This is a genomic window from Rhizobium centroccidentale (assembly GCF_030182565.1).
Lineage (GTDB): Bacteria > Pseudomonadota > Alphaproteobacteria > Rhizobiales > Rhizobiaceae > Rhizobium.
This window is the reverse complement of sequence record NZ_JAQJCG010000009.1, coordinates 224521-230792: the sequence shown is the minus strand read 5'-3', so window position 1 is coordinate 230792 and position 6272 is coordinate 224521. Positions and strand designations below refer to the sequence as shown.

The 6272-nt window shown below is 59.6% G+C and carries 5 protein-coding genes; 1 reads left to right on the top strand and 4 read right to left on the bottom strand.

Annotated features, from left to right (window positions below):
- Positions 1-196: 196 nt before the first annotated feature.
- The 4 genes from ftsZ to PH562_RS14825 form a co-directional block, all read right to left on the bottom strand.
- Positions 197-1204 carry a cell division protein FtsZ gene (ftsZ, locus tag PH562_RS14840; protein ID WP_113228906.1) on the bottom strand — a complete coding sequence of 336 codons (1008 nt, stop codon included), beginning with the start codon at positions 1202-1204 and terminating at the stop codon, positions 197-199.
- A gap of 369 nt (positions 1205-1573) precedes the next feature.
- The gene (locus PH562_RS14835) at positions 1574-2779 is read right to left on the bottom strand and encodes an acyl-CoA dehydrogenase family protein (RefSeq protein ID WP_285173839.1); all 1206 of its coding nucleotides are present in this window, start codon (positions 2777-2779) and stop codon (positions 1574-1576) included.
- A gap of 71 nt (positions 2780-2850) precedes the next feature.
- Positions 2851-3894 carry a substrate-binding domain-containing protein gene (locus PH562_RS14830; RefSeq protein WP_285173838.1) on the bottom strand — a complete coding sequence of 348 codons (1044 nt, stop codon included), beginning with the start codon at positions 3892-3894 and terminating at the stop codon, positions 2851-2853.
- A 185-nt stretch (positions 3895-4079) separates the two neighbouring features.
- Complete coding sequence (locus PH562_RS14825) at positions 4080-4766, bottom strand: TetR/AcrR family transcriptional regulator (RefSeq protein WP_285173837.1); 687 nt, start codon at positions 4764-4766, stop codon at positions 4080-4082.
- A gap of 106 nt (positions 4767-4872) precedes the next feature.
- Here PH562_RS14825 and PH562_RS14820 point away from each other — a divergent pair, with 106 nt between their 5' ends.
- On the top strand, positions 4873-6240 hold the full coding sequence (locus PH562_RS14820; RefSeq protein ID WP_285173836.1) for a cytochrome P450: 1368 nt from the start codon (positions 4873-4875) through the stop codon (positions 6238-6240).
- Positions 6241-6272: the final 32 nt, after the last annotated feature.

The following is a 6272-nucleotide window of genomic DNA, read 5'->3' as shown; positions in this document are numbered from 1 at the left end:
CCATAACGCAGCGGCTCAGCGTCGACTGCGGACAGAAGCAAGCACTCGGCGAGGGATTAAGCTCAAAAGGGATTGACTCGGGAAGGCCCGTTACAGAAGGGCGGTTCAGTTTTCACGGAATCCCTAAACCGCTTTAGCGCTTTGCTTTCACGCAATTCCGGACGGAAAACTGCTGCGCACTTTTCCCGGAATTGCGCTAGTGCCGATCCATACTGATTTCCATGGGCTGACCGGCGGACGCCGCGAGACTTTCCAGACCGGTTGCAACGACCGATACTCTGAACACCCCGTCGAGATTCTTGTCAAAGATCGCACCGACGACGATATCGGCATCGGCAAAGACTTCGTCGCGGATGCGACTGGCGGCCTCATCGACCTCGAACAGCGTCATGTCTGTTCCGCCGGAAATGGAGATCAGCACGCCCCGCGCGCCTTTCATGCTCATGTCGTCGAGAAGCGGATTGGAGACGGCGGCATCTGCCGCTTTCGACGCGCGGCCCGGCCCTGACGCCTCGCCCGTTCCCATCATCGCACGTCCCATTCCTCGCATCACGGATTTGACGTCGGCGAAATCGAGGTTGATGAGACCTTCCTTGATGATCAGATCCGTGATGCAGCTGACGCCCGCATACAGGACCCGGTCCGCGGTCACAAAGGCATTTTCGAAGGTGGTCGTGGCATCCGCAATGCGAAACAGGTTCTGATTGGGAATGACGATGACAGTGTCTGCACTTTCACGGAGACGCTCGATGCCTTCGTCGGCCGTGCGCATGCGACGGTTGCCTTCGAACGTAAAGGGCTTGGTGACCACTCCGACCGTGAGGATGCCCGCCTGACGCGCGGCCCGAGCGATGATCGGGGCGGCGCCCGTGCCAGTGCCGCCACCCATTCCGGCCGTCACGAAGCACATGTGCGTGCCGTGGAGATGGTCCATGATCTCATCGATGGATTCCTCGGCGGCGGCTCGTCCGATTTCCGGCAGGGAGCCCGCACCGAGACCTTCTGTCACCTGTGCGCCAAGTTGAATACGTCTGGTCGCTTTGGACGTCGCAAGCGCCTGCGCATCCGTATTTGCCGCTATAAATTCAACGCCCTGAAGTTGTTGCGCGATCATATTATTGATTGCGTTGCCGCCGCCACCGCCGACACCGACGACGGAAATCTTCGGTATCACCCCTGAAAGTGGTGCGCGGATGTCAGCCATGAAGGACTCCATTGGATCGATTTCATTCTCAATCGAGATCGCCTGCCCTTCTGGACGTCTAAAGCGATTCGTGAGTGAAGAGATCCTAATGAGGAACGTGTGCGCATTGCGGCGAGCTGCGACAGCCCTCCACAGATTAGTGAGTTGAGCACAGGATTTGTGAGCCGGATATCAGAGCATCAGCCATCAGCGTTGCGCGAAGGCCACAATCGGGCGAGCCATCCTTAAGCTGTGGCGTGTTCCAACACCGACCCACATCACACGAGATGCCAATGACGTTGACCGACCTTGAGCGCGGGTGAAGCCGCCATCGGCTCGGATTACGAGCCGATCCACTTTTTAGACTCCACCACGTCCTCGCCCCCGCGTTTAGCTGTAGAGGCTGACCTCGGGAATCCGATCGTTCAGCACGAACTCGCCGACCTCCTTGGCCTTGTAAAAGACCGGATCGTGCAGGGTGTGCGTTCGCACATTGCGCCAGAAACGATCGAAGCGATATTTCTCCGCAGTCGAGCGGGCGCCGGTGAGCTCGAATACGCGCGAGGTAATATCGAGGGCAACATGGGTCGCGTGCACCTTTGCCGCATAGGCTTCGGCCGCTGCTTCACCGCGTTCGCGCGCCGTTGCCTTATGTCCCTTTGCAAGAGCCTCCTGAACCGCCGCGGCAGCGCTGTCGGCCAGAGCGGCGGATGCCTTGAGGGCTGCGGTAAATTCACCGACACGCTCCAGAATATAAGGGTCGTCCGATGCACGTTCGACGCCGGAGGTGATCCAGGGCCGCGTCGTGGTACGGACATAATCGACAGCCTCGCGCAGCGCGCCCTCCGCCGTGCCCAGATAGAAGTTCACGAAGACCAGCTGGATGAGCGGCGTGTTGAAGGTGGCAAGTACCGGCGCTTCGCCACCGGTCGATGCCGCCTTGTCCAGATCCTCTTCGTAGACGGGGAAGTCGTGGAACTCGACGCTGCCGCTGTCGGAAAGGCGCTGGCCGAAATTGTCCCAGTCGTCATTGGCCTTGTAACCGGCCCGATTGGTCGGGACAGCGAAGCCGACGATCCGGTCATCGAGCGCAGCATTGGCGTTGACGTAATCGGAGACGTGCGCGGCCGTGGAAAAGGACTTGCGGCCGTTCAGGACATAGCAATTGCCGCGGCGCGTCAGCACGAGGCCGGGATCGCGCGGATTGACCGCCGCACCCCAATAAAGGCTGTTGGCGACCGTCTTGCCGCCGAGCTCCTGTGCGCGTGCCTCGTCAAAGGCCCAATAGATGTATTGGCTGTTGACGTAGTGATAGCCGAGAAGCTGGCCGATAGAGCTCTCCCCGCGCGCAAGAATGCGCACCAACCGCAAACCATCCACCCAATCGAGACCGCCGCCACCGATCTGCGTTTCGTGCAGCGCGTTCAACAAGCCGGCATTTTTCAGCTTGACGATCTCGCCGAGCGGCGGACGACCTTCGCGGTCAAGCTCTGCGGCGCGCTTGGAAAAATCGGCTGCAATCTCTTCGGCTCTGGCGAAGAGATCCGCACGCGTGGCGTTTCGATTGCTCGCAAAGACGACGTTGGACTGGCTCATGATGTGAACTCCGGTTCAGTAGCGTAATCCGGCGGGATCCGAAATCCCGCCGGCATCTCTAGAATGGCCGCTTAAAAAAGCTTGTCCGGTATCCAACTGGCGGTCACTGCATCGCTGGCGTTGAAGGCCGGAACTTTCTTGGCCAGTTCCTCGATCGTCTGGACGTTGGCGGCGCGGAGTCCTTCCTGCGTCAGCAGTGTCGGCTTGACGGTGATCTGATGCGGGACCTCCTGCCCTGCCACCTGCAAAGCGGCGGCACGGATGGAAACGGCGCCGACGACGGCCGGATTGGTCGCGACCGTCGCTACCCATGGGCTGCCCGGTTCGGTGATTTCCTGAATGTCGGCCGTCGATACGTCGGCCGAATAGATCTTCAGCTTGTTGGCGATGCCGAGATCCGTCGCGGCAAGCTTCACGCCGCGGGCAAACTCGTCATAGGGCGCGAAGATGACTGATATATCGGGATTGGCCGCAAGCGCTGCCTTGGCCTGATCGGCGGTCGAGGTCGCGGTCGTATCGCTGACGTTACCGAAACGGGCCTTTTCGACGACGCCGGCATTCTGCTTCTTGAAAGCATCCCAGACCTCATTGCGGCGGTCGAGCGGCGCAAAGCCGGCGACATAGACATAGCCCGCCTTGAAGCTGTTGCCATTGTCCTTGACGACCTGCTTCAGGGCGAGGTCGGCAAGTTCGTGATCGCTCTGCTCGACCTGCGGAATCTTCGGATTGTTGAGATTGACGTCGAAGGCGACGACCTTGATACCCTTGTCGAGCGCCTGCTGCACGACATCGCCAAGCGATTCCGGCAAGCCATGATCGATGACGATGGCAGAAACGCCGAGATTGATCGCTTGGAGGATCTGTTCACGCTGGGCGGCTGCATCCTGGCGCCCGGGGAAAACGCGAAGATCGATATCGAGCGCCTTGGCCTGAGCTTCGGCACCCGCCTGATAGGCCTGGAAGAAATCGCCGGCGGAGATATAGCTCACCAGAGCAACTTTTACACCGCCCTTGTCGAAGGGCGCTGGCGCACCGTTCACACCGGCAGCCAGCGCGGTCTGTGCCAGAAGAAGCGGGGCAACGGCCGACAGGGCAAGCCGTGTAAATAATCTCATCGTCGCGATCCTCACGATCCATCGGAAGCGTCGTCTGACGGATAGATGACCCTGCGACGCATGCAATTATTAGATATAAACCCTATGTTTTTAGTAGATTAAATCATCCGATTTTGGCTGGCTTCGGAGATTCTTTGTTCCTTTGCCAAGGGAATGGCGGCAAGGACTTACCCGGCGTAAAAGCCTCAGGCGAAGGGTTCCGCGAGCATCTTCTCGAGATCGACCCGTGCCTGCGGCGAGAGATAGGGTCGCAACAGGCTCGCGACTTGACCGAGCCCCCAATGCACATGCTGGGGCGTCAATTCACCCACGCCCTCCTGAAGGCCGAGATAGACGGCCCAGTAGGTGGCAACGATCCGCATATTGGTCATCAATGCATTGCGCTCCTCCGCGGCGGCGCTGATCAGGCCGGCCTCTTCCATGCGCTGAAAAATGGCATCGACGGAAACACGCATGCCGGCGCTGACCATCAGGATCGGCCCTCTCAAGCCGGGCGCGATTGCCAACAGGCCGGGAATATCGCGAAAGAGGAAGCGATGTGTCCAGATCAGCGAGAACCATTCGCGCAAAAAGCCGGCATAGGCTTTCGAATCCGCCCCTTCTACACAATCGGCTTGCCTGACGAGCGCCAAAGCATCGGCTTCGAAGCGGGAGAACAACGCTAGGACGAGCGATTCCTTGGTGCGGAAATGATAATAGAGATTGCCCTGATTGATGCGCACGGCCTTGGCGATTTCCGCCGTGGTGACGGCTTCCGGCCCCTTCTGATTGAAGAGCGACAATGTCGAGACGAGAATCCGCTCGCGCGTATCGGGCCGCACAGCCACTTCCTTCTTCTCACCTTTCCTCTTGCCACCTTTGCTGGCCGCCATCTCGTTTCCCCCTTGAAGCTCTAAGGTGTCCACCTTATTCTTCGTAAGGCAAATACCTTAATCCTGATCTACAGGCATCTGCCGGGCTGAACAAGGAGACTGAAGGATGAATGCACGCGTGAACGCTGCCGATCTCTCGCAGACGACGTTTCCCCTCACTCCGCGCTCCATGCCGCATGTCCTCCTATCGCTGATCCGCAATCCGCTCGACGCGCTGCCGCCGGAAATCTTCACCGAGCCCATGGTCTTCACCAAGGTGGGTGGAAAACTGCGGATCTATCTCGCCGATCCTGAGCTCATCTATCAGGCGCTAGTGCGCAATTCCGATGCGCTCGGCAAAGGTGAGGATGTCCGCCGCGTGCTGGGCCCGGCCCTCGGCAATGGCATTCTCACCTCCGATGGCGCCCATTGGAAATGGCAGCGACAATCGGTGGCCGGCGCCTTTCGCCATGAAAAACTGCTGGAACTGCAGCCGGCCATGATTGCGGCTGCTGGGCGCAGGCGTGATCTCTGGCTCACCCACAAGAACAGCCCCATCGACCTGTGTCAGGAAATGATGCGCACCACCTTCGATATCATCGTCGATACGATGATGTCGGGTGGCGATGGCATCGATGTCGACAAGGTCGAGCACAATATCACCAACTATCTCAAGCCGACCGGCTGGAAATTCGCGATGGGCCTTCTTGGCCTGCCCGACTGGATGCCACATCCCGGCAAGGAGAAAGCGCGATCGGCCGTTGCCTTCCTGCGAACGACCCTTGGCGCGGTGATTGCCGAACGGCGCCGCAGCGGCGGGGAACGGAGCGATCTGGTTTCCATGCTGCTTGACGCAGCCGACCCCGAAACCGGTCGCATGATGACCGACGAAGAGGTCATCGACAATCTGATGACCTTCATCACCGCCGGGCACGAGACGACGGCGCTCGGTCTTGCCTGGACCTTCCATCTTCTTGCACGCTATCCCGACTGCCAGGCCAAACTCTTCGAAGAGATTGCCACCGTGACCGAGGGCGGCCCGCTGACGGCCGAACATCTCGGCAAGCTCACCTACACCAGGCAGATCTTTTCCGAAGCCATGCGGCTTTATCCGCCGGCGCCAATCGTTTCGCGCGCGGTAACTAGCGAATTTGCCATCGGGCCGCACATGATACCGGCCGGTACTATTATCTATGTACCGATCTACGCCGTGCATCATCATGCGGACCTTTGGGAAGACCCGCAGGTTTTCGATCCCGACCGCTTTAAGCCGGAAGTGGCAAGAAACCGCCATCGCTATGCCTTCATGCCCTTCGGCGCCGGTCCGCGCGTCTGCATCGGCAACGGCTTTGCGATGATGGAGGCCGTCGCGATCCTAGCCGTGCTCCTGCAGAAATTCCGCGTAACCGGCTCGACCGAGCCTTCGCCCAAGCCGGTCATGAAGGTCACGTTACGGCCCATGCATCCGCTGTCGATCAACCTCGTGGAGCGATAGTCGAGCGGTCGCCTGCCTCGGACAGAAACGAG